The 20514-nt window shown below is 43.6% G+C and carries 21 protein-coding genes and 1 riboswitch; of the genes, 16 read left to right on the top strand and 5 right to left on the bottom strand.

All coding sequences use genetic code 11. The annotated features are described in order from the left end of the window. Positions 1 to 140: 140 nt before the first annotated feature. From CRO25_RS06075 to CRO25_RS06040, 8 genes are all read left to right on the top strand, one after another. Positions 141 to 1619, top strand: a complete 1479-nt coding sequence (locus CRO25_RS06075; protein ID WP_079694339.1) for an Lsa family ABC-F type ribosomal protection protein — start codon at positions 141 to 143, stop codon at positions 1617 to 1619. A 223-nt stretch (positions 1620 to 1842) separates the two neighbouring features. Further along, entirely contained in the window at positions 1843 to 2409 is a 567-nt protein-coding gene (locus CRO25_RS06070; protein WP_063565199.1) for a TetR/AcrR family transcriptional regulator, read from the top strand. A gap of 352 nt (positions 2410 to 2761) precedes the next feature. Further along, positions 2762 to 3916 (top strand): glycosyltransferase family 2 protein, encoded by a 1155-nt coding sequence (locus tag CRO25_RS06065; protein WP_079694338.1) that lies wholly within the window; start codon positions 2762 to 2764, stop codon positions 3914 to 3916. A 33-nt stretch (positions 3917 to 3949) separates the two neighbouring features. Continuing rightward, entirely contained in the window at positions 3950 to 5230 is a 1281-nt protein-coding gene (locus tag CRO25_RS06060) for an aminotransferase class III-fold pyridoxal phosphate-dependent enzyme (RefSeq protein ID WP_072732716.1), read from the top strand. A gap of 60 nt (positions 5231 to 5290) precedes the next feature. Then, on the top strand, positions 5291 to 6322 hold the full coding sequence (locus CRO25_RS06055) for a zinc-binding dehydrogenase (protein ID WP_063565196.1): 1032 nt from the start codon (positions 5291 to 5293) through the stop codon (positions 6320 to 6322). An 85-nt stretch (positions 6323 to 6407) separates the two neighbouring features. Beyond that, a complete protein-coding gene (locus CRO25_RS06050; RefSeq protein WP_072732718.1) occupies positions 6408 to 7652 on the top strand; it encodes an MFS transporter in 1245 nt (414 codons plus the stop codon). A gap of 65 nt (positions 7653 to 7717) precedes the next feature. Beyond that, a complete protein-coding gene (locus CRO25_RS06045) occupies positions 7718 to 8311 on the top strand; it encodes a DUF1349 domain-containing protein (RefSeq protein WP_079694337.1) in 594 nt (197 codons plus the stop codon). Between the two features lie 47 nt (positions 8312 to 8358). Then, the gene (locus tag CRO25_RS06040; protein WP_063565193.1) at positions 8359 to 9000 is read left to right on the top strand and encodes an HAD family phosphatase; all 642 of its coding nucleotides are present in this window, start codon (positions 8359 to 8361) and stop codon (positions 8998 to 9000) included. Here the strand turns inward: CRO25_RS06040 and CRO25_RS06035 are convergent. After that, positions 8997 to 9812 (bottom strand): AraC family transcriptional regulator, encoded by an 816-nt coding sequence (locus CRO25_RS06035; protein WP_063565192.1) that lies wholly within the window; start codon positions 9810 to 9812, stop codon positions 8997 to 8999. The two genes, CRO25_RS06040 and CRO25_RS06035, sit on opposite strands and share 4 nt — an antisense overlap. A 242-nt stretch (positions 9813 to 10054) precedes the next feature. Here CRO25_RS06035 and CRO25_RS06030 point away from each other — a divergent pair, with 242 nt between their 5' ends. From CRO25_RS06030 to CRO25_RS06010, 5 genes are all read left to right on the top strand, one after another. Continuing rightward, the gene (locus CRO25_RS06030) at positions 10055 to 11185 is read left to right on the top strand and encodes an FAD-binding oxidoreductase (protein ID WP_079694334.1); all 1131 of its coding nucleotides are present in this window, start codon (positions 10055 to 10057) and stop codon (positions 11183 to 11185) included. Positions 11186 to 11193: 8 nt separating this feature from the next. Next, entirely contained in the window at positions 11194 to 11484 is a 291-nt protein-coding gene (locus tag CRO25_RS06025; RefSeq protein ID WP_079694333.1) for a hypothetical protein, read from the top strand. Between the two features lie 46 nt (positions 11485 to 11530). After that, positions 11531 to 11629: riboswitch (TPP riboswitch) on the top strand. Between the two features lie 121 nt (positions 11630 to 11750). Beyond that, positions 11751 to 12422, top strand: a complete 672-nt coding sequence (gene tenA, locus CRO25_RS06020) for a thiaminase II (protein WP_079694332.1) — start codon at positions 11751 to 11753, stop codon at positions 12420 to 12422. Positions 12423 to 12465: 43 nt separating this feature from the next. Further along, positions 12466 to 12999 carry a GNAT family N-acetyltransferase gene (locus tag CRO25_RS06015; protein WP_063565188.1) on the top strand — a complete coding sequence of 178 codons (534 nt, stop codon included), beginning with the start codon at positions 12466 to 12468 and terminating at the stop codon, positions 12997 to 12999. A 49-nt stretch (positions 13000 to 13048) separates the two neighbouring features. After that, entirely contained in the window at positions 13049 to 13948 is a 900-nt protein-coding gene (locus CRO25_RS06010) for a TetR/AcrR family transcriptional regulator (RefSeq protein WP_072732725.1), read from the top strand. 163 nt (positions 13949 to 14111) lie between these two features. Here CRO25_RS06010 and CRO25_RS06005 read toward each other — a convergent pair whose 3' ends face one another. Then, positions 14112 to 15551: a DHA2 family efflux MFS transporter permease subunit gene (locus tag CRO25_RS06005; RefSeq protein ID WP_063565244.1), complete on the bottom strand. Its 1440-nt coding sequence runs from the start codon at positions 15549 to 15551 to the stop codon at positions 14112 to 14114. A gap of 281 nt (positions 15552 to 15832) precedes the next feature. Between CRO25_RS06005 and CRO25_RS06000 the strand changes: the two genes are divergently transcribed. Next, the gene (locus CRO25_RS06000) at positions 15833 to 16438 is read left to right on the top strand and encodes a TetR/AcrR family transcriptional regulator (RefSeq protein WP_064638644.1); all 606 of its coding nucleotides are present in this window, start codon (positions 15833 to 15835) and stop codon (positions 16436 to 16438) included. Between the two features lie 69 nt (positions 16439 to 16507). On the opposite strand, the gene CRO25_RS33670 is transcribed toward CRO25_RS06000, so the two are convergent. Beyond that, positions 16508 to 16870 (bottom strand): hypothetical protein, encoded by a 363-nt coding sequence (locus tag CRO25_RS33670; protein ID WP_143813185.1) that lies wholly within the window; start codon positions 16868 to 16870, stop codon positions 16508 to 16510. Positions 16871 to 16908: 38 nt separating this feature from the next. Next, complete coding sequence (locus CRO25_RS05990; RefSeq protein ID WP_079694330.1) at positions 16909 to 17166, bottom strand: hypothetical protein; 258 nt, start codon at positions 17164 to 17166, stop codon at positions 16909 to 16911. Between the two features lie 450 nt (positions 17167 to 17616). Here CRO25_RS05990 and CRO25_RS05985 point away from each other — a divergent pair, with 450 nt between their 5' ends. Then, a complete protein-coding gene (locus CRO25_RS05985) occupies positions 17617 to 18849 on the top strand; it encodes a cytochrome P450 (protein WP_079694329.1) in 1233 nt (410 codons plus the stop codon). A 227-nt stretch (positions 18850 to 19076) separates the two neighbouring features. Here CRO25_RS05985 and CRO25_RS05980 read toward each other — a convergent pair whose 3' ends face one another. Further along, positions 19077 to 19352 (bottom strand): hypothetical protein, encoded by a 276-nt coding sequence (locus tag CRO25_RS05980; protein WP_079694328.1) that lies wholly within the window; start codon positions 19350 to 19352, stop codon positions 19077 to 19079. Positions 19353 to 19540: 188 nt separating this feature from the next. On the opposite strand from CRO25_RS05980, the gene CRO25_RS05975 reads away from it, so the two are divergent. Next, the gene (locus CRO25_RS05975) at positions 19541 to 20500 is read left to right on the top strand and encodes a transcriptional regulator (RefSeq protein WP_079694327.1); all 960 of its coding nucleotides are present in this window, start codon (positions 19541 to 19543) and stop codon (positions 20498 to 20500) included. Positions 20501 to 20514: the final 14 nt, after the last annotated feature.

Below are 20514 nucleotides of genomic sequence, written 5' to 3'. Positions count from 1 at the left end.
TCACTATGACAGAAGGAATGTGTCATTCATTCAAGGGCGGACTGAAATTCTGATTATGTTCAAATATAAAGTGAGGGACCATGTCGTGGTAAATACCCCGTCGGTTAACTTTTATATTTCACATAAAAAGGATGATCTTTATGTCTTTAATCAACGTTACCAACCTAACCTTTGCCTATGATGGCAGTTACGATAATATATTTGAAAATGTGAGTTTTCAGCTGGACTCCGATTGGAAATTGGGCTTTACCGGAAGGAACGGCAGAGGTAAAACGACATTCCTCCAACTGCTGCTTGGTAAATATGAATACAGCGGAACTATTTCTGCGAATGTCAGCTTTGAGTACTTTCCTTTTCAGGTTGAGAATAAAGGAGCTATGACCCTCGGTATCATTGAAGATGTCTATCCTGAATATTTACAATGGCAGCTTGTGCGTGAGCTTAACCTGTTAAAAGTTTCGGAAGATATCCTGTATCGGCCTTTCGATTCCTTGTCTAACGGAGAACAAACGAAGGTGATGCTGGCTGCCTTGTTTCTGAAGGATAATCGATTTTTGCTCATTGATGAACCTACCAATCATCTCGATATTCATGCCAGAAAACTCGTTAGTAATTATCTTCGCAGCAAAAGTGGATTTATTCTGGTGTCACATGATCGATCCTTTTTGGATAACAGCGTAGACCACATCCTGTCCATTAATAAAAATAACATCGAGATTCAGAAAGGGAACTTCTCCGCTTGGTGGGAAAATAAACAAAGGCAAGATCAGTTTGAACTTGCAAATAATGAAAAATTAATAAAGGACATCAAGCGTTTATCCGATTCTGCCAAACGGACGGGTGGATGGTCGCATGAAGTGGAAAGAACCAAAAATGGTACGAGAAATTCCGGTTCTAAGGTGGATAAAGGCTATATTGGACACAAGGCTGCCAAAATGATGAAACGTTCCAAAAATATTGAGCAGAGACAGCAATCCGCCATTCATGAGAAGTCCAAACTTCTGAAAAATATTGAGAGTGCAGAACGTCTACAGATTCATCAACTGGATTTTCACAAAAAAGAACTTGTCGAATTGGAACATGTGTCGATTGCATACGGCTCCAATATGGTATGTAAGGACGTGAATTTCACAGTTGAACAAGGGGATCGTATTGCGCTTTATGGTAAAAACGGATCGGGGAAATCAAGCATCCTTAAACTGATTTGTGATGAGAATATCCCTTATACAGGTTATTTTCGAAAGGATCACCAGCTTAAAATCTCGTATGTGTCGCAGGACACTTCGAATCTCGGCGGCCATTTATCTGACTATGCTGTCACGCAGAGAATCGATGAAAGCCTGTTTAAATCCATCCTAAGAAAGCTGGATTTTTCTAGGTTGCAATTGGAGAAGAATATCTCAACGTATAGCGCTGGCCAAAAAAAGAAAGTGCTGATTGCTAAAAGTCTCAGTGAGCAAGCTCATTTGCACATTTGGGATGAACCTCTCAATTTTGTAGATGTCATCTCTCGCATGCAAATTGAAGACTTGCTGCTGGAGTACTCCCCAACCCTTCTGTTTGTAGAGCATGACAGTGATTTTTGCGCAAATATTGCAACAAGAATTATCGAGCTATAAGCAACAGGGAAAGAAAAAAGATATAAATTCTAAGAGCCGCCGCTTGGCGGCTTTTAATCATCACATCTATCTTTGCAATACATAACCAATCATAGGTGATGCTTGTTAGTGTTCAGACATCGGAATTATGAGCAACTATGCTATAATTTTATAGTCACAACTAATCAAATGATGGATCATTGAATCAATTTATAGAATAAACTCCCCAAGAGGTGTAAACCCGTTGAAAAAAGAAATGACATCGATGAAGCAAACGAGACTTAATTCCATCCTGGACGAAGCAACCAAACTGCTGATTGAAAAGCCCAATGCATCCATGAATGATATCGCAGACTCTGCAAAAATCGGCATTGCGACCCTTCATCGTTACGTGGAGAGTCGCGAACAATTAATGGTTTATCTGGGCTTGCGTGCGATTGAGGTGGTCAGTGAGGCCATGCAAAACATTCAGCTGGATGAGGAAAACTGTGAAACATATATTCCACAGCTGATTGAAGTGCTTATTCCGTTAGGAGATAAAATATTTTTCCTTACCCATGATGCAGCTATACACTATAATCCTGAGATTGAGGGAGCAGATTTGAAGCTGAGAGAGCCTATACTGCATGCGGTCAGCTTGTTGCAGCAAAAGAATTATTTTCGTCAGGATGTCAATAAAAACTGGATTGTAGATGTGCTATATTCTATCCTCTTTCTGACGTGGCAGCAGGTTGTAAGTGGTGACATTGCGCGTAAATCAGCAGCTTCGCTGGTTGTGGATACGTTCTATCATGGCTTTAGGGCCAGATAAGTAGGCTCTACCTTATAACAACATACAATAATGCAATATTACACCCCATTGTGGAGTCGGTCGTGTCATTGGATACGGACTCACTTTGGAGGTGTTTTTTTGCGTGGAGAGCTAGCTATGGGCGCTACTTGAAAGGCGCATATTTTCTTTTCGGTACGTATTCAAATTTTAACAGAGTTCAGAATTTAAGATTTCAAACTTACAAAAAATGATATAAATTTCTAGTAGATTCAAATCATTACCAAATTAAGACAGTGAATTTGCGACAAGGAGGTCGATAATCTGCGCTGAACTCGATAACGTTTCAACTCGCTTTAGCACTCATTCCATCATATCCAACAGGAGGGATTCCATGCTTTACACCATTATTGTGCCAGTTAACCAGGACTATAACATTTTGAACCTTTTCACGGACTCATTGCTACGGACAGTAAGCCCGTCCACTCAAATCATTTTTATAAACGATGGTTCCGGTTCCGCTGTCTTACAGCATTTGGAGAAACTGAAACATGAGGTTAGAGAAGGTGTAACGATTGAAATTCTTCAGCATGATTTTCCACTCGGTTGTGCTGTATCAATCAATAGCGCACTTCGGCGAGCAGAGGGAGATTATATTTTCTTCCTGGATTCCGATACGATTCTTCAACCGAACTGGCAATCAATGATGAAAGAGACGATGGACAGCGACATTACGATCGGTATGATTGGCGGTGTTCTGCTCTATCCGCAAACGGGAGGTGTGCAGCATTGTGGTATTGCATTTGCCGATACAATTGGTCGCCACTTATTTCTGAACGCTTCGCCTGAAGACATTCCGAAGGAAACATTTTCAGTTCAGCTTGTTGTATTCGCCATGTTCGGCATGAAGAGAGAAGTGTATGAAACGGTAGGCGAGCTGGATGAGAAGTTCTTTAACGGATATGAGGATTTTGATTATCAGATGCGAGCACGGGCAGCCGGATATGATACGGTCATTAATCCGAATATTCTCGCCTATCACTGGGAACGGAGCAGTGGCATTCATCGCAACTTTAACCGGAAAAACAATCTGGCACGCTTCTGGAAAAAGTGGGGTGGGGAAATTGAGGCCGATGTTTGGCCATTCGTATTCGGTCATCTGAAAGAACAGCTGGATAGCCAGAGTGAATATCATCATCTGCCGATCGTTGGCATTGATCTTGCAGAAGTACGCAGTGACGCGGATACGTTCTGGACCAAGCTGGAGGAAGCTGACATTGCGCCTGTTGCCGAGGTACGTGACTATTCCAACCGTTTTAACTCTAATGGAGCCATCTGGCTGCCGCAGGTTCTGGGCAAGGAGCTGATTCATAGCGAGAACCGATTATTGTTTCTCGTGGACAATTTCGCCCGGTTGCTGGAAAACCGGTACTGGATCGAGATGAGACATGCTCATCGGGCTAAAGATCTGATTATTGATCTGTATGGCAATGTCATCACTATGGATCGCATATATGATGGCTGCTGGCCAGGCTCCAAAGTTCGTTAACTCACAAACCAAGTAAACAGGGAGGAACCAAAGGTGAAATCAAAAGAGAGCACGCTTGATCGTGCCGTAAGGTTTACACGGAATCTGGAGTGGTTGGAACATGTCGAGAAGGTTATTCCGAGCGGATGCAGTACGTTAGCCAAAGCACCAGAACGATTATTTCCGGGATATACACCCGTATGCTGCGCAGAGGCACGCAATTCCCGTTTTATAGATATCGATGGAAATGAATGGTTGGATTGTGAGATGGCCATGGGTACGGCGCCATGGGGACATGCACGGCATGAAGTTCAACTAACCGTCATCCATCAGCTGAAAAAAGGGACAAGTTATTCTATTCCTGCTGACATTGAACTTGAATGCGCTGAACTGATTTTGGAACGATTTGAAGGTCGCTACCCCTCATTACGTTTCACCAAAAGCGGCGCCGATGCAGTCAGTGGAGCCGTACGTCTGGCTCGTGCGGGAAGTGGAAAAAGCAGGGTCATCGCGACGGCCTATCATGGCTGGCATGACTGGTCTGCGTATGGATACTATGGCCGCGAAACGAAAGAACGAGGTATCCCCGTGGATATCGAGCGCACAACAATCTGGATAGATAAGCCCTCACCAGAGCGTATCGAGGCCCAAATCCAATCCTCTCCCGAGGATATCGCCTGCATTGTCCTTTGTCCAAATGAATGGAAACGTGAGCCGTTGGCGCAAGTTGTATCCCTATGTAGGTCCTTAGATATCATTGTCATATTTGATGAAGTCACCTCCGGCATTCGAATGGGCAAGCAAGCTACAGCTGGGGAGTATGACATCTGGCCGGATCTGCTTTGTATTTCCAAAGGCATGGCAAATGGACTGCCACTCGCAGCCGTAATGGGACCAGAACATCTGATGTCATTATCAGGACAGGTCAGATTCAGCAATGCGCATTCCAGCGAGACCACTGCGCTTGCGGCAGCGATTGCATGTGAGCGATTGATGAAAAGCGCTAAAGTATGGCCTAGCTGGCGCGAAGCCACCATTCGAATTATGGATCTGATTGAAGCTGAACTCGTACTTCTTGGATTAACCGATCAATTGGTGTTGAAGGGTACCTATGCGAGCTTCTCCATTAGCTCTATTTCGGAGGAAAACTTTCATACCGATCCGTTCCGTGAGTTTATGGTCAAAAGAATGGCCCACTTCGGAATTTTTACCAAAGGGTACTTTATTTTTTCAGATGCTCATACCCGGGATGAATTATTATGGGTGGAGGAAGCTCTCTTGCAGACACTTTCCGACTGGAAAGAAATGCTGAAACAGGAACACCTTTCGAATTGAGATTTACGAAAACGTTTAAAATTTTATTCAAATAAGAACATCGACTAGGAGGAATATTCAATGAAAGCACTCGTATATCAGGATCTTAAACAGGTGACTTACCAGGATATTGATGAGCCAACCATACAAAAGCCAAACCAAGTAAAAATTAAAATCTATGGTTCAGGCATCTGCGGTACAGACCTGAATATTGTCAAAGGCAAAGTGCCGGCGAATAAAGGAACGATTATTGGTCATGAAGGTGTAGGTACAGTGGTTGAGGTGGGCGACGAAGTTCGTGGCTTCAAGATAGGTGATCGGGTATTGGTTGATCCCACGCAATCTTGCGGTACCTGCTCCTATTGCCGTGAAGGTCTTTTCATCTATTGCGAGAATTTTGATGACTATCAAGTAGGGATGACGACGCACGGTACATTTGCAGAATATTACGTAGGGGATGAGAAGTATATCTATGCCATCCCGGATTCCATGAGCTGGGAAACCGCTATGATGATCGAACCACTGGGATGTGTACTTCAGACGTTTATGAAAGCAGGGACTAAGCCAAGTGACTCTGTACTGGTCCTCGGTTCTGGTGCAATCGGTTCTCTGTGTCAGCTTGTGAGCAAACGATTGGCAAGGCTTACTGTAGGAACGGAAGTTGATCCATTCCGCAAAGAGTTCGCTTCAGAGATCGCGGATCATGTGTTCTATCCTCAGGATCTGACACTGGATAAAGTATACGAGATCAATAATAACAAGAAGTTTGATATTGTAGTGGACGCGGTTGGTAACCAGCTTCATGTGGGATTTGAGATGATTGCCAAAGGCGGCAAGATCATTCCTATGGGTTATGACGACAGCTATGAGGTGACGTTCAAATCAACTGCCGTAATTAATGATGGTATTAGTATCATTGGTGCGGTAGCTAATCACTCGATGATCAGTACAGCATTGAAATTTGCACAAAGTATTCCGGAACTGGAGCAAATGGTTACCTCCAAGGAACTGCTGAGTGATTATGAACAGGCATTCAATGGGACAATTGGGTATCATCTGCGTAGCGGAGAGAAATTGCCCATGAATTCGGTTAAAACAGCTCTGATCTTGTAAGCATGTAGACATTGTCGGGTTTGCCGCTGCGAAAAGAAGGAGTTCGCAGCGGTGAAAACCACCGCAGAAAAGGGGGAGATATCGATTGAAGCTGCTACAGGATTTGCCGAGAAATCCGCGGTACTCCATCTTACTTGAACCGGTATGGGCCATTCCGGGCACGATTGTTCTTTTTTATGCTCCCTTATATATGAAGGAAGCCGGACTTTCGGATATTGAAATTGGTTTGATCAATTCGGTGAATCTTTATTTTGCTTTTATATTTCAGTTATTTGCGGGTTCAATCACGAATAAGCTTGGCCGCAAGCGAACAACACTGATTTTTGATCTGATTGCTTGGAGTGTTCCCATGTTCATCTGGGCTTTCTCCCAGAATTTTTGGTTGTTTCTGATCGCTTACCTGCTGAATGCAACCTCCAAATTTGTGACGGTTTCCTTCAACTGTCTAATTATTGAGGATGTTGAGGAACATAAACGATCCAAGGTATTCGCCATTCTCAACATGATCATTACTGGTGCTGGAGTACTGACACCGATCGCCGGGGTAGTGATTGCTGATGTTGGCATTGTGCCAACACTAGCCAGTATTTATTTTGTCGGTGGCATCCTCATGACCGTCATGTTCTTCATTCGCAACCGATATACGGATGAGACCGCAGTAGGGAAGGAACTTATGGGAATGCATAGCCAGACCCGGGTGATCCAGAGTCTGGCTTCCAGTATGCGACTTTTCGGCAAATCATTCTACAAACGGAGACTTTTACCGATTATTCTCATCACGGTGCTTTCCAATCTGATCCTGCAGCTGAACTTTTTTCAGGTGATTTTTTTCAAGGAACAATTAAAATTCAATGATCAGATTATTTCATTTATCCCGGTCGTCACCGCTGTAACCGTCATGCTCTTGTATTTGGTCATTATCCCGCGTCTGAAACGGCGTTCAGAAGAGAAGTATGTCAGTTTCTCGATCATTTTGAGTACAGTGGGGGCAATACTTTTTCTGTTGATCCCAGCGGGAAATATAGCCATGTTATTTCTGACTCTAATTGTACTGGCGGCAGGCAATTTCATCTTACAAACGTACCGGGACTCACTGCTAATGAACCGATTGGGTACACATGAAAAAGCGGATATGTTCTCGGCAGTGCAGACCGTCATGACGTTAACCGCGATTCCATCAGGTTACCTGACAGGGCTACTGTATCACTATAATCCTGTGCTGTTATTCAGTGTCATTCTTATATTTTACATCGTACTCATGGTCATTATGTTATTCCTCCCTGATCCCCAGAAACACTCCCAAGTGATCAGTTCTTACAAAAATATGTAGGAGAAGGGGTTTTCTGTATAACGAACGAATATATAATACAGAAAATGAACCTGGGAGGCATAGAAATGACAAACGTATTTGCAACAGAAACAAGAAACCAAATGAACTGGATTAATGAGCCGAAGATCTGGTCTTATACCGATCAAGGCGTTCTAATTGTAGAAGCTCAGGCTGATACGGACTTTTTCCAGGACCCAGCGGGTAAACACATCCGTGCAACCGCGCCATTTCTGTCGATGCCGGTGCCTAATGATTTCGAAATGACGACCCAGCTAACCGTGAACATGCAACATCAGTATGATTCCGGATGTTTGATGGTGATGGCGGATGAGCGAAACTGGTGCAAGCTTTGTTTTGAGTATGATGGAAAAGCGGCTACCATTGTGTCGGTAGTAACGAAGGAAGGTTCATCCGACGATTGCAATTCGGTTGAAGTTCCCGTAACGAATCCTTATCTGCGCATACGCAAAGTGGAGGACTGCATTTCATTTTTTTATTCACCCGATGGGGTGGAGTGGAAATTAATTCGATATTTCGGCATGCCGATAGAGGGGGAGATCCGGGCTGGAATTGTTGGACAGTCACCAGCCGGAACGGGATGCACCTGTCACTTCTTATCGATGAATGTTACCCGTCCGGACGTGACTGCACGCTTCTAAGCCCATTTTCCCGCCAATCGGCTGATCATTGGAGGGAGAAAAGCGGAATGGTAAAAGCCTTTATTTTGGATTTTGATGGACTTATTGTGGACACGGAGACTCCCTGGTTCTATGCTTTTCGCGATATTTATAAAGAGCATGGACTTGAACTTGGGCTGGAGCTTTGGTCGAAAAACGTAGGAACATCGTTTGAAGAATTTCATCCTTTTCTATACCTGGAGCAAGCGCTGCAAAAACCGATCGATCACGATCATATCAAGTTGCTCTCTGAACAGAAATACGAAGCATACCTGGGACAGGCAGCAATTCTTCCAGGCGTGCATGAGTTGCTCCGGTCTGCCCGTAAAAAGGGAATTCAACTTGCCGTTGCTTCCAGCTCTACCCGGGATTGGGTTCATGGTTATTTGCGCACACTCGGCATTTTCGAACTATTCGATGTCATTCATACAGCCGAGGACGTCAAGAGGGTTAAACCGGACCCGGAATTGTATCTGCTCGCCCTGGAGAGTCTCGGGATCGGGGCATCCGAAGCGGTTGTGTTCGAAGACTCACCGAATGGACTGAAGGCAGCCAAAGCCGCGGGGATTCGCTGTGTCATTGTGCCTAACGAGGTAACGCGTAATCTGGAATTCTCGAAGTATGATCTGCGGTTAACCTCGCTGGCAGAGATCACGATGGAAATCCTTTAACTCTGGTATTGCTTGCGTAACTCGATAGGGGAGATTCCTTCATATTTTTTGAATACGGATCCAAAATAACTGGCGCTGTTGAAACCAACAGCCCGGGCAATCTCGTGGGCCGTTATTCCGGCGTCATGGACGAGCATTTCTTTGGCTTTCAATAACCGATACCGTGTCAGATAATCAAGCGGAGTCATTTGGAATTCCTTTTTGAATATCCGATTCAAATGCTGTTCGGTGACGTCCATTTGCTGAGCCAGCATGGAGAGCGAGATATCCTGATCATAATTTTGCTTGATAAAAGTAACCAGTCCACCCAGCTTTAATCGGGCATCCGAGCGTTCATAAGCACCATAACGATCTCCATCAATGGTTAACCTGACCAGTAGCATGTATAGCAATGCGGATACGTGCCAGATCTGATCCTTGTGCCGGGACTGTAGCGCCAACGTTATTTCATGCAACAGGATATGAAGCATCCCATCCGGCTTGAAGGCGCGCAGCTCCCCGATCTGCAAGGTATGCAGAAACCGGGGCAATAAATAGCCATTAAAGGACAAACAATCGAACAACAATGAATCACTCAGATTGTCGTAACGGTATGTGACCTCCGGGAACATAATAAGAGCTGTTCCTTTCCGAATCGAAAACTCATGATTTTGGGCTGCAATTTTCCCTGTTCCCCCGATACACTGCACAATACTGTAATCCCGTGAATGGCCGTTCCAATTCATTAATTCATCTACGGTCAGCTGGTTTTGACCTGTAATCATAAGCGGCATATCGGTATCCAGTGAATTCCCCGTACTAGGTTTCGGCATCGTTGTGTTATTCCTCATTTCGTTAAAGGTCGTGTGCGTAAATGGCGCGGATACAGAGTTAAAAGAAACCTGATTTGAATTATATTACATAAATAACATTAATTTAAACGAACTATTTACTTCGATGAACGACTTATCGAAAACCTTTTAGGATTATGTATCATCATGTCGATGCCTTGCCATTATCAGACCAAACAGTATACGCTATAATGGATACAGTGATTTAGGAAAGGGATGCAGTCATGAAGAAAGTCATCGTCGTAGGATCAGGAATTCTTGGGGCTTCCACAGCATATCAATTGGCAAAACGGGGTGCGGAAGTTCTTATTATAGACCGGAAAGATCGAGGGCAGGCTACGGATGCTGCTGCCGGGATCATCTGTCCCTGGTTATCTCAGCGCCGTAATCAGGATTGGTATCAGCTTGCCAAGGCGGGTGCACGTTTTTATCCCGGTTTGATTGAAGAACTCAAGAGTGAAGGGGAAACGGAAACGGGTTACGCTCAAGTGGGTGCTCTTAGTATTCATACGGAAGTAGAGAAAATCAACAAGATGCAGGAGCGAGCACACCTTCGTAAAGAAGATGCACCGGAGATTGCCGATATTACCCGTCTGGATGCAAAAGAAACCCATGAGCGTTTTCCTCTCCTGGAGGAGAACTTTCAGTCCGTCTACATCAGTGGTGCTGCGCGTATCGATGGACGTGCACTGCGTGATGCCTTAATCCGATCGGCACAGCGAAATGGAGCGGTCCTGATTAATGGGGACGCGACACTTCAATATGAATCGGACCGAGTAACTGGAGTGGTTGTTGACGGTCAAGTCATATCGGCTGACGAGGTTATTGTGTGTGCCGGCGCTTGGGCTAGTGAACTGTTGAAGCCCTTGGGCATTGATTTTAAGGTTCATTATCAGAAGGCGCAAATTATGCATTTGCAGGTTCATGATCGAGAAGACACTGGGAAATGGCCTGTGGTCATGCCTCCTTCGGATCAATATCTGTTAGCCTTTGATCAACAGAAGATTGTGATCGGGGCGACTCACGAAAATGATATTGAAGGCTATGATATAAGAGTAACCGCAGGCGGAATGCAGGAAATTTTGAATAAAGGATTGGAACTGGCTCCAGGTTTAGCCGATAGCACGTTTCAGGAAGTAAGAGTAGGTTTCCGTCCGTTTACACCAGGTTTTCTTCCGGTAATGGGTGCTGTTCCTGGTTGGAATGGCTTAATCACAGCCAACGGGCTTGGAGCGTCTGGTCTCACGATGGGGCCTTTTATTGGAAGTCAACTGGCCAAATTGGCTCTGGGTATGAAATTGGATATCGATATTCAGCCATATGACCTTGGAAAAGCAATGGATCATCAGAAATGAGGTGAACGATGACGTATTCACAGCGCTTAACTCACGGTAACTCATCAGACATTATTTATCTGGAGCACCAGATTGGCATCACCGAGGAGGAATTAGCAAAAGCCGAGGAAGAGCGGAGGGGTTACGAATCGGATTTAAACAAGTTAAAGACGTCTCCGGCGTATCATTCAAATTCAGCGACGAACGTCTCTAATGAGCAAAAATGGGTAGATGAGTTAAACAAATTGCAAAGTATGATTAAGGATATCCGCACCCGACTTAAGAAGTTGCAAGAAGATTTAGGGGAACTTGAAGATTAATAGGAATGGATTGACATTTGGAAAAACACATGTTGTAATAAGCCTGAGCTATTTGCAGGGGGACTGTTCGCAGTTGAGAAGGTTAAAACCTGACCCTTTGAACCTGTTAGTTAATACTGACGTAGGGAGCAAATGACATGTACTCATGTTATTTTGCCCTTGCCGAAAATAGGACAAGGGCTTTTTGGTCTGCATTTTGGATGACAGAACGCGATAGCTGGATGTGAAGCGGGGACATTATAATTTTAATACAAGGAGAAATGATCATGTCATTTTCAAGAACGTTAAAAGATAAGTCCAGAAACGTATGGGAAGATGGATACAACCATCCTTTTTTACATGAAATGGGGAAAGGCACACTGGATCAGGAAGCGTTTAAGTTTTATCTTCTTCAGGACTATACATATCTGATTGAATATGCGAAGATTTTTGCCATGGGTGCGGTCAAGGCGACAGATGAAAAAATGATGACGAACTTTACGGTTATTCAACACGCTATTCTGTACGAAGAAATGGATTTGCATCGAAATTATATGAATGAATTTGGGATTACGCTGGATGAAAATCATACTGTCAAACCCTCTCTTTATAACAAGGCCTATACGTCGAATATGATGAGTGTTGCACAAACAGGTGGGGTTGCCGAAATCATCGCCGTCATTTTCCCTTGTGCGTGGACGTATTACGACTATGCCACAAGATTAAAAGAACAATATCGAGATTCATTAGAGGGCAATTTCTATCAGACTTGGATCGAAAATTATGCAAGTGATGAATTCCGCGACTCATTCAAATGGTTCTATGATACACTGGATGCATTATGCGAACATAAAACCGAGCAGGAACTGGAGGCCATTGAAGACATATTCAGAAGAAGTGTTGAATTTGAATATCTATTCTGGGATATGGCTTATAAACGGCAACTCTCGTACTTCTGATGAATGCAATCTACTACAACCAGAGATAAGGATGAACATACAGATGGACAATCGTGGAGAACGCATCTATTTACGATTTTTGAACGTGGAAGACGCTGCTGGGCTACTGGATTTGCAGTTCCGTAACCGGGCTATTTTCGAAGAAATATCGGCAAGCGAACGATCGGATACATTCTATACATTGGAGGGCCAAGTAGCCCTTCTCGAAGGTTGGAACAAGGCGAGGGAAGAGGGGAAACGGTACTCTTTCGGGATCTTTCTGAACCATACGCATGAGCTTATTGGGGAGATCTCTCTGTTCGAGCTTGAACTGGATTCCACCACCAAATGGATTGTTGGTTATGTGCTCGATCAGGTGCAGAATGGCAAGGGATATATGAGTGAAGCCCTTCAGCTAGCACTGGATTTTGCTATGAATGAAGCGGGTATAAAACGAGTGGAGGCAGGTGCGCTGCCTGACAATGCCGGATCGATTCGAGTGCTTCGCAAGGCGGGCTTTCAGGAGACGGACCGGCAGAATATTAAAATCAAGGGGATTTGGAAGGAACATATGATGTTTGCAGTGGATTTGCAATAGGTTATTAGATATCGTAACGTGAACCACCTAAATCATCCAGGGGGAACTTATGAATAAGCGGAAACAAATGTTATTGGACTCAGCGCTTGTACTCTTTGGGAAACATGGAGTGACCAACACCTCCATACAAATGATCCTAGACGAGTCAGGTGTGTCCAAAGGAACATTTTATAAATTCTTTGGCTCGAAGGATGATTGTATTCTTGCCATTCTGGAGCAACGTGTACAGGAAGATATGATGATTCGCAAAGATTTGGAGAGCCAAAGCTATGCTTCCGATTTTGATTTACTGGTGGATCAGATTATGGTGCCGATGATTTTGCCAGAAAAAAAGCTTGTTGTGGAGCTATTCTGGACAGGCTTCTACTCTGGAGAATGCGATCTGAAAAACTTGACTCGCATACAGTTAAATTGGTTATCTGAACGACTGGTACAGGTATTTGGTAAAGAATTAAAACCTTTTGCTTATGAAGGGGCTATTTTTGGTTTTGGCATGATCCATCAAATCTCGAACATGTGGAGAAACTTCCATCTTGACCAACCGGATTGGAACCATCTTGTGCCCAAAATCCTGAACTACATTGAAATCTTGCTTCGCTCCATGCTGGAAAGACAAGAGCATATTATAGATTTTCCAAGTCTTTTGATGATCGCTCCTGATTCCAAAGAAATTGTGTTGGATAAAAATAACCTGATTGCAGGTCTTCAGAAATTCAGTCATTCTATTCTCCAATTGGAAGTACCTATTAAAGCGAAAGAACTGACCAAAGGGCTGCTTGTTTTAGTTGAGCAGAAAGAGATCAATATCTCCATGTTGGAAGTAACGCTACAGGCGTTTCAAACGGAATTTGAATCGTCTTCTCTTCAGTGTGAGGCAAACAGGATTGTCAAAGACTGCAGATCGTATCTCGAACAATTCAGGCAGATCCTCATGGAGAGAACGAGTTAACGCAGCTGTTCTTACTTACGTGTGCAGGCAAATTGTTCATTTATATTATGTAATACACCACAAAAAAGCGGCAGATTGGACGTAAAGCTTAGTGTCCTGATCTGCCGCTTTTTATATAAGATACAATAGGCTCTACATGATGTAATTCATGTAAATATTGCTCTTAATTTGTATTCATCGAGACTTTTTGTCTTACAGGCTGTTTGGAGTCTTCCTCCGTCGCTTGTTTGGTACGTTTGATGAAGAAGGAAAGGAGCAATCCAAGAACGGCAATGCCGATAATGACAACGTAAGCATCATTAATTCCCTGGATCATGGATTCCATTCCCAATTGCTGCTGGGTTAAACCTTTGGCTGCGCCCGTTGCCACCATATCCTGTACATGTGCCGTTGTGCGACTGGTCATTACACTTACGAGCAATGAAGTACCCACAGCGCCAGCCACTTGTCTCACGGTGTTGGATATCGCTGTACCGTGTGGCCCAAGTCTTGGAGGCAGTTGATTCAACCCTGCCGTTTGGATAGGCATCATGAGCAAGGCCATACCAATTCTGCGACCTGTTGACATTAACACCAGGTAAGTATAACTGGTAGAATCGGTTAGATCGATGAACCCGATAGTCGTTACAATCGTAATGACCATCCCAATAATCGCCAGCCATTTTGCGCCAAACCGGTCAAACAATCTACCCGTAATCGGCATCAGGAAGCCCATGACAAGCGCCCCCGGAAGCAATAATAATCCGGACTCCAATGCAGTGTAACCCCGTGCATTTTGGAGGTATAAAGGAAGCAACATCATATCAGCATACATGATCATCGTGATCGCGATATTAATGATTGTGGTCAGTGAGAACATATTATACTTGAAAGCCCGCAGATCGAGCAGCGGATTTGCAGACGCGAGTTGTCTCCATGTGAACAGTCCAAGAGCAATGACTCCTGCTGCAATGCATATGATTACTTCTGCGCTTGACCATCCCAGAGTTCCTGCCCGGCTGAAGCCATACAGCAATGCGCCGAATCCAATCGTGGACAGCAACACGCTGAGTGTGTCGAACTTGAGATTGATTCGTTCCGATACATTTTTGAGATATACAAACGCAAAACCAATAACAATAACGGTTAGTGGGATCATCCCGTAAAACATCGTTTGCCATGTGTAGTTCTCAAGAATATATCCAGCAAGGGTTGGCCCAATCGCTGGAGCGAAAATGATGGCAAAGCCGACCATCCCCATCGCGGCGCCCCTTTTCTCAGGAGTGAACAAGGTAAGAATGACATGCATTAACAATGGCATGATAATACCAGCACCGGCTGCTTGAACCATACGTCCTGTCAACAGTGTACCAAAATTACTCGCAAGGGCAGATATAATCGTACCGATGAGGAAAATAAACATCGAAGCTTGAAATAATTGCCGTGTCGAAAAGCGTTGCATGAAATAGGCCGTGATAGGAATGAGTACACCATTCACCAGCATGTAGCCTGTTGTAAACCATTGGGCTGTTGCTGCTGAGATATTAAAATCCCCCATCAGCTCCGGAGTTGCCACGCTCATAACGGTTTGGTTCAATGTGGCAAGAAATGCACCCAAAATCATAACAAACAGTATGGGGCCCTTTTTTACGTCATCTCTTTCTTTTAATCTAGCCTGACTCAATCCATTCCATCCTTTCAATCCACACGTGACTAAATTTACAACGTGTTGTATAGTTTACATTGTATTTATTGAATTATATACATATTCCCGTAGATTACAATTTACGATTTTGGGTATTTTCGTTGCTTATTTTACGAAATGATAAAATATGTCGTCTAATTCGGAAATAAACGACTGATCATTTAAAATTGTAATTTTTAAAATTTGAGGAGTGATATTGCATGAAAAATGAAAAGAAGTCTGCTACAGATCCTCGTATACTTCGTACAAGACAGTTGATTCGTGATGCTTTTGTAGATCTGTTGCAGGAAATGGACATCGAGAAACTATCCGTCAATCGAATTGCAGAACGTGCGACGATCAACCGCGTGACTTTCTATCTGCATTATCGTGACATCACAGACATGATGGAGAAAATGGCGGACGAGATGATCGAGCACATTGAACGAATTGTGGACGAATATGCTCCTCAATTTGAAGATGCTGCCAAAGACGATGGTTGGCCAGTGCTTGTAAAATTGCTTGAACACTTTGCTGATCATTCCAAATTCTATCGCGTCGTTCTCGCTTCCAGACGAACCCCCATTTTTACGGAGAGGCTCATGAAATTACTAACGACACTCGTTTCGGCCAAGATCGAAAGCTTGGAGCTGGGAAGCTCTCTTTCACAAGCGGGTATTCATAAGGAGATCGCAATCTGGTACAGTTCCTCAGCTCTGATTGGTACCATTGTATCCTGGCTTCGTAATGACATGCCCTATGCACCGCATTTCCTTGCCAAACAGTTCTCTTTAATTCGTGCTTATTCTTACAATGACTTGATATAACAAAAAAAACATCCAGCTATAGTTAGACTCAACTATACGCAGATGTCTTTTCAACAGACTATAAATGGGCTAATCTCCTGTCGGAGTTCGTAAAATCATATACAGCCCGATGAGTGCTGCCAGAGCACCAAAAATGATGCCGGACAGTCCATTGTAAAAGGTGGGATCTCCTTTGTATGAAAATGACATGATCGCAGTTTGTGTTAATGAAAGTGAGATCAATGATGAAGAGAAGTTCGTCAGTTTGATGGCTTCAATGACCGGTTCATTATTCCGTCTCGCCATAATGGCGCCCCCAAGAGATACTGCGATTTCGGTAAAAGTAACGGCAGCAATGATGAAGGCGGCATAGTGAGGATAATGCGTTCTGCTGCCTGTAACAAATAATAACTTACTGCAGTAAATGATGTACACCGCACTTGAAGCGAGCACAATATTACCTATAAATCGGTATGCCGCGTATTGTTTTTTTAGGATTTCCTCCGGGCTGGAATCATCAAGATTCGAGTCTCATGTGCTTTGGCTGCGTAATACTTAGCAACAGCGATGCCAACATTATAAAAGGCGTTAATACATAAAAAGAAGGAGAGCGTAAAGATTCCTAAAAGTATTTTCCCAACTGCGATAAGGGCATTAAGTGGAATAGATAATTTTGCAAAGTAGATAATTCGATTATTTTTAACTTTAAAGACAGATTCTCCTCTATTCACTGGACGTATCCAATTCACTGTATCCCTCCCGAACGAAACCTCGATGTGCAAAAAATGAGTCTAGTGTTCAAGCATACCATAGTAAACCATATGGTCCACGTATGAGGTTTAGACATGTTCATCCCTACCTATCTGTAATCCCAGATTAATGATGTTTTCATTTCTTGAGCTTGTTTATTTTGCCCAAAAATACATAACCCTTAAGAACTTAATTCTCGTCATTAAATATACGAACGGTATAAAAATATGCCTTGAATTTTCCATAAAATGAATATAGTCCGAAAGTTTCATTCCAAATAATATACGATTAGTATAAAATTGGTTGTGCGCTGAACTGTCAATTCATGTGCAACAAAGGAGGAATCAAAGGGAGCCGAAGAACTGAAGTGGCGCTGGGGATGATTATCAGAGGCATGGAAGAAATTCCTCTTTCCATTGGATAAAAATAGTTCGAGAGGCGGTGTCAGGATGTACAAAGAAGTGATTAGAGTTCACGATATTACCAAATTCCAGTCAAGATCGGAAGAGTTTTTCCCCTTGAACTGGTTTCGGAAGATGTTGTCGGAGAAACCTGTCTACTATCATGAGGATACGGACACCTGGAATGTGTTCAGATATGACGATGTCAAGCAGGTACTAAGTAATCATGAATATTTTTCATCCGAAGGCTCAAGAACAACCATTTCAGTTGGAGCTAAAAACAAGGAAGGTACACCGCCGGACAGAATGAATATTTCGAGCATAGATCCTCCACGTCATCAAAAAAGCCGTTCGTTGCTCTCAGCTGCTTTTACACCCCGCAGTCTGAAAAACTGGGAGCCACGGATTCGGAACATTGCGAAGCAACTGGTGGAGGATATCGAGCTGAATACAACAATCGACATTGTGCAAGCACTGGCAGCACCATTGCCTTCCATGGTTATGTCTGATTTGTTGGGCATACCGCTGACGGACAGCCACCGCTTCAAAAGCTGGGTAGATATTCTGTTTCAACCCGCCAATAGAGAAAATGCAGAGGAAATGGAACAGAAAAAGCAGGTCGCAGCGCAGGAGTATTACCAATTCCTGTACCCTATTGTCGTTCAGAAACGGACTCAGCCTGGCGATGATATCATTACAGATCTGTTGAAAGTAGATGTAGACGGCGAGAAGTTTTCCGATGATGAGATTGTTCGAACCACAATGCTTTTGCTCGGGGCCGGTATCGAAACAACCAGTCATATGGTATCTAATACATTTTATTCTTTTCTCTATGATGACCCCAACCTGTATGTGCAATTACGAGAGAACCCTGAACTGATCCCACTTGCTGTGGAAGAGATGCTTCGTTATCGCTTCCATAACGCCAAGCGACACCGGACCGTTAAGAAGGATAATGATCTGTTGGGTGTAGAATTGAAAAAAGGGGATGTCGTTATCTCCTGGATGAGTGCGGCGAATATGGATGAAACTATATTTGAAAATCCGTTCGACTTGAACATTCACCGTCCCAATAACAAAAAACACCTTACCTTTGGAAATGGTCCACATTTCTGTCTGGGTGCTCCGCTGGCGAGAATGGAGTTGATTGTTGCTTTGACAGCATTCGTAGAAAGGGTACCTTTCATCGAATCGGTTGAATCATTTGATTTGGAAAACAACCTTACTGTCTCGGCTCCAGGTCAGTCGCTGACGTACTTGCCTATGAAGGTTGTGCATTAGGATATAGATTAAAATCATACAGTCAAAATAACAAAAGCCGTAGATTGGATGTTTAACAACATCTGATCAACGGCTTTTATAACGTTCAAGGCTTTTTTCTGTCAGGAAAGAATGGAAAAATAAAACAAGACTGATCAGAACGATGTAGTCGACTCTTACGGTGAGTGAGTAAGCCTTTGATTTAAAAGAGGGGAAGGGTCATCTCACACATAAGACAAATGAGAAGATCACATTAGAGGAGGTTGCGATGAAGACTCGAAGTGGTCTTCTTTGTGCATCATGTCTCTGTTTCCGTTGGGAACGGAGAACTGCTGAGCTAGAAGCTGCTGTTCCTTGATGAGCAGATCGACTTTATGGTGCAAATGGTCCAATTGTTTGTTGTAATGTTTGTAGGTGTAGAATCCGATTACAGCCTTAATCGCGAAGAAAATAACAGCTGCCGTAATAATCAATATATAGTTAGTAGCAATATGCCTGATCCAGCTATTGAGTTCACTTATCACGTATAACTCTTCCTTTCACAAGAAATGCAGATTACTTCTATTCATTGCCTTCGTTATAGGAAAGATTACGTGGAAAATGTTCTCAGATGGATTCCTCCGAAAGCAGGATGGAGCATAGCAACATTGTGTTTATTCCTGTTATTCAGTAGAATTATTTTAATTAATATTTTCCAAAGGAGAGCAAATACGTGCTGGAACTCAGCTTTAACGACCCGGAAAAACTGGTAACTGTAACCCACGCCTTGTCGACTCGTTCCCGGATTGACATTCTCCAGCTTCTTAATGCCAACAAATTAAACATTATCGAAATTGCCGAAGCACTTAACCTGCCCGTGTCAACGGTAGCCAACCATATTAAAGTGCTGGAGGCAGCCCATTTAATACATACGGAGATGCTCCCAGCCTCTCGTGGGGCCATGAAGGTTTGCAGCCGCAATTATGATGATATTCATATCGCCCTGGGTCGAGTGACTTCCTTTCCCACACGGGATACGAATGTTTATGAAGTACAGATGCCGATAGGGCATTACAGCGACTGTGAAGTTGAGCCAACATGCGGCATGGCGAGCACAGAGGAGATGATTCTGAAGGAAGACGACCCGGCAAGCTTCTATCATCCTAAGCATATTGATGCTCAAATCATTTGGCTGGCAAAAGGTTATCTGGAATATTTGCTTCCAATGGATATTCCGCAAGGTGCAACGATTGATTCTTTGGAATTGTCCATGGAAATCTGTTCTGAAGTAGCAACTTATAACAATGATTGGCCCTCGGATATTTCCATTTGGGTGAATGGCACTGAGATCGGGATGTGGACTAGTCCCGGAGATTTGGGCGACCGCCGAGGTAAACTGAATCCGGCATGGTGGTCTGATGGCTCCACACAATACGGCATTCTCAAAAAATGGCGTGTGGACGCCAACATGACCATGCTGGACAAGGAGAAAATTTCGGATGTGTCCCTGTCAGATCTTCATCTTGAGGATAAACACAAGTTAAGATTACGCATTGGAATTCATCCGGATGCTAGGCATCAGGGAGGCATGAACCTGTTTGGCAATGAGTTCGGAGATCATGAACAGAACATTATTATGCAGGTAAGGTATACGATGAATGCGGGTGATCAGGATGCGAGATATGCCAAATAACGGTACCTCATGTA

Source organism: Paenibacillus sp. RU5M, from assembly GCF_900221055.1.
Classification (GTDB): Bacteria; Bacillota; Bacilli; order Paenibacillales; family Paenibacillaceae; genus Paenibacillus; species Paenibacillus marchantiae.
This window is presented reverse-complemented; position numbering and strand designations above follow the sequence as displayed.

What these genes read in the sequence shown, in the direction of transcription:
- CRO25_RS06075 (WP_079694339.1), top strand. Translation starts at nt 141, where the DNA reads ATGTCTTTAATCAACGTTACCAACCTAACCTTTGCCTATGATGGCAGT.
- CRO25_RS06065 (WP_079694338.1), top strand. Translation starts at nt 2,762, where the DNA reads ATGCTTTACACCATTATTGTGCCAGTTAACCAGGACTATAACATTTTG.
- CRO25_RS06055 (WP_063565196.1), top strand. Translation starts at nt 5,291, where the DNA reads ATGAAAGCACTCGTATATCAGGATCTTAAACAGGTGACTTACCAGGAT.
- CRO25_RS06045 (WP_079694337.1), top strand. Translation starts at nt 7,718, where the DNA reads ATGACAAACGTATTTGCAACAGAAACAAGAAACCAAATGAACTGGATT.
- CRO25_RS06040 (WP_063565193.1), top strand. Translation starts at nt 8,359, where the DNA reads ATGGTAAAAGCCTTTATTTTGGATTTTGATGGACTTATTGTGGACACG.
- CRO25_RS06035 (WP_063565192.1), bottom strand. Translation starts at nt 9,812, where the DNA reads ATGCCGAAACCTAGTACGGGGAATTCACTGGATACCGATATGCCGCTT.
- CRO25_RS06030 (WP_079694334.1), top strand. Translation starts at nt 10,055, where the DNA reads ATGAAGAAAGTCATCGTCGTAGGATCAGGAATTCTTGGGGCTTCCACA.
- CRO25_RS06025 (WP_079694333.1), top strand. Translation starts at nt 11,194, where the DNA reads ATGACGTATTCACAGCGCTTAACTCACGGTAACTCATCAGACATTATT.
- tenA (WP_079694332.1), top strand. Translation starts at nt 11,751, where the DNA reads ATGTCATTTTCAAGAACGTTAAAAGATAAGTCCAGAAACGTATGGGAA.
- CRO25_RS06015 (WP_063565188.1), top strand. Translation starts at nt 12,466, where the DNA reads ATGGACAATCGTGGAGAACGCATCTATTTACGATTTTTGAACGTGGAA.
- CRO25_RS06010 (WP_072732725.1), top strand. Translation starts at nt 13,049, where the DNA reads ATGAATAAGCGGAAACAAATGTTATTGGACTCAGCGCTTGTACTCTTT.
- CRO25_RS06005 (WP_063565244.1), bottom strand. Translation starts at nt 15,551, where the DNA reads ATGATTTTGGGTGCATTTCTTGCCACATTGAACCAAACCGTTATGAGC.
- CRO25_RS06000 (WP_064638644.1), top strand. Translation starts at nt 15,833, where the DNA reads ATGAAAAATGAAAAGAAGTCTGCTACAGATCCTCGTATACTTCGTACA.
- CRO25_RS05985 (WP_079694329.1), top strand. Translation starts at nt 17,617, where the DNA reads ATGTACAAAGAAGTGATTAGAGTTCACGATATTACCAAATTCCAGTCA.